The sequence below is a fragment of the Microbacterium sp. CnD16-F genome, from assembly GCF_024124465.1.
In the GTDB taxonomy this organism is placed as follows: domain Bacteria; phylum Actinomycetota; class Actinomycetes; order Actinomycetales; family Microbacteriaceae; genus Microbacterium; species Microbacterium gawkjiense.
On sequence record NZ_JAMXSA010000100.1, the window covers coordinates 1 to 2,617 of the forward strand.

Annotated in this window: 4 protein-coding genes; all 4 read left to right on the top strand. The window is 65.1% G+C overall.

The window, feature by feature from the left end:
• The first annotated feature begins 76 nt into the window (after positions 1-76).
• Positions 77-475, top strand: a complete 399-nt coding sequence (locus NH287_RS14835) for a helix-turn-helix transcriptional regulator (RefSeq protein ID WP_128190659.1) — start codon at positions 77-79, stop codon at positions 473-475.
• Positions 472-1,350 (top strand): permease, encoded by an 879-nt coding sequence (locus tag NH287_RS14840; protein ID WP_308210419.1) that lies wholly within the window; start codon positions 472-474, stop codon positions 1,348-1,350. The genes NH287_RS14835 and NH287_RS14840 overlap by 4 nt, the downstream gene beginning before the upstream one ends.
• A 43-nt stretch (positions 1,351-1,393) precedes the next feature.
• Positions 1,394-1,555, top strand: coding sequence for a hypothetical protein (locus tag NH287_RS14845; RefSeq protein ID WP_164877222.1), 162 nt, complete (start codon positions 1,394-1,396; stop codon positions 1,553-1,555).
• An 80-nt stretch (positions 1,556-1,635) separates the two neighbouring features.
• Positions 1,636-2,617, top strand: a 982-nt coding sequence (locus NH287_RS14850) for an IS481 family transposase (protein WP_253036230.1), incomplete at its 3' end; no start/stop codon positions are given.

Genomic DNA, 2,617 nt, shown 5'->3' on the forward strand with positions numbered 1-2,617 from the left:
TGTACTGACCAGGGACGTTGATCGTTAGACAAGTGCCCACTTGTCACACAAAGAAGCGCTTGTCTATAGTGTGGGTATGACAGTTTCACTGGATGTTGCCATGCCGCGCACGGACCTGTCGGCGCGGGATCACGCGCGGATGCTTGCTCCGTTGTTGAAGCCTTTGTCAGACGAGAACAGACTGATGATCGTGCTGACGCTTGCGGCGGGGGCGTGCTCGAACAAGCAGTTGCAGGAGGCCACCGGGTTGAGCCAGGCGCTGGTGAGTCACCATGTGGCAGCCTTGCGGGAAGCGCGGCTGATCAGTGTGCGGGCCGAGGGCCGGTCCAACATCTACGAGCTGTGTTGTGAGCAGTTGGCGGCGCCGGTGCAGTGGCTCGCTCACTTGGCGACTCTCACTCCAGAGGGACAGAAGGCGTGCTGCACTGCCCCAGCAGGGGAGGGTCAGGCATCGACTGAGGGTGCTGCGCGGTGATTCATGCGGTACAGACCTTCGGGTTGATCCTGGTCGAGTTGCTCGTCCTGTTCTCGCTGATCTCGGTTCTCGTTGCGCTGGTGAACCGGCGGTTCGGGCCGGATCGGATCCAGAGCTGGATGGCCGATGGGCGCCTTCCCGGCCCGGTCAAAGGGCTACTGCTGGGGGCGATCACGCCGTTCTGTTCCTGTTCGACGCTGCCGGTGCTGGCTGGGATGTTGAAGTCGGGGGTGGCGTTCCGGACGTCGATGACCTTCCTGATCTCGTCACCGCTGCTGGATCCCATCATCGTGGCCGGGGTGGTGCTGCTGTTCGGCTGGCGTATCGCGTTGGTCTACACGGTGGTCACCGCCGCATGGTCCCTGCTCGCCCCCCTCGTATGGGAACGACTCGGTATGGCCAGCCAGCTCAAGCGAGTCAAGGTCGTCGGCGACGACAGCACCCCCCGCCCCTGGGCGGGACTGCGCAACGAGATCCGGCCCGCACTCGGCGAGGCCTGGGCCGATCTGAGACCGCTGCTCGTCCCGATGGTGCTGGGTGTCTCGGTCGGTGCATTTATCTACGGTTTCGTGCCTCAGGACCAACTCGCCGCGGTCGCTGGCGACGACAAGCCATGGGCCGTGCCGTTGGCCGCCGTGCTTGGCGTTCCGCTTTACGTGCGGATCGAGACGATGTTGCCCATCGGCTTGGCCCTCAGCTCGGCCGGTATGGGGCTAGGGGCAGTGTTCGCGCTGATGATCGGCGGCGCCGGAGCCTCGATCCCCGAGATCTCGATGCTCACCGCCTTGTTCAAGCCCCGACTGGTCGTCACTTTCGTGGTCACTGTCATCGGCACGGCCATCGCCGCTGGCTACCTCATCCCACTGATCGCCTGACCCCACCACCACATTCCCAACCACACGAGGAGAACAAACAACCATGGGACTCAAGGACCTCTTCACCGCACGCAAGCAGGACAGCAGTTGCTGCGGAGCCCAGATCGTGCCCGACGATGACGACCAGCCCCAGAGCGAGCAGGGAACGCCCACCGAGACGGCTGCCTCTTCAGCGCCGAACCGCGAGGACACGGACGGCAACTGACATACCGAATCGATGGGGGCTGCACCACAGGGTGCAGCCCCCATCACCGTCTCCACCCGCTCGTCACCAGGAAGACCACCATGCCCCACGCCAATGCCGCCCTCACACCGCGTCACCGCTTGAAGGTCGCCCAACTCGTCGTCGACGACGGATGGCCGATCAGCGAGGTTGCCGCCCGCTTCCAGGTCTCTTGGCCCACCGTCAAACGCTGGACCGGCCGCTACCGAGCGGGCGAGTCCATGCAGGACCGGTCTTCCCGACCGCACCACTCACCGAACAAGATCAGCCCGACGGTCACTCGCCGCTGTATCCAGCTGCGGCTACGACTCCGAGAAGGACCCGTGCAGTTGGCGTGTCGGCTGGGGATCGCGCCGTCGACGGTCCACCGGATCCTGACCGACGCCCACCTGAACCGGCTGTCGCATGTGGACCGCGCCACGGGGGAACCGGTGCGCCGTTACGAGCACGACCATCCCGGCGCGATGCTCCACGTCGACGTGAAGAAGCTCGGCAACATCCCCGACGGCGGAGGCTGGCGCTACGTCGGACGCCGACAGGGCGAGAAGAACCGGGCAGCTACACCAGGCAAGCTCAGGAGCAAGTACTCCGACCCGTTGATGGGCAAGGCCTACGTCCACACCGTCATCGACGACCACTCCCGCGTCGCCTACGCCGAGATCCACGACGACGAAACAGCCCACACCGCCACCGCGGTCCTGGTGAGGGCCGTCGAGTGGTTCAACGCCCGCGGGGTGACCGTCGAGCGGGTTCTGTCGGACAACGGCGGGGCATATCGCTCACACCTGTGGCGCGACACCTGCGCCGAGCTCGGTATCAGGCACAAACGGACCAGGCCGTATCGCCCTCAGACCAACGGCAAGATCGAGCGCTTCCACCGCACCCTGGCCGACGGCTGGGCATACGCCCGCTGCTACACCTCCGAGACGGAGCGCCGCGGCGAACTCGACGGATGGCTGCACTACTACAACCATCACCGGCCCCACACGGCCTGCGGGAACCAGCCGCCCTTCTCACGATTGACCAACGTCTCCGGTCAGTACA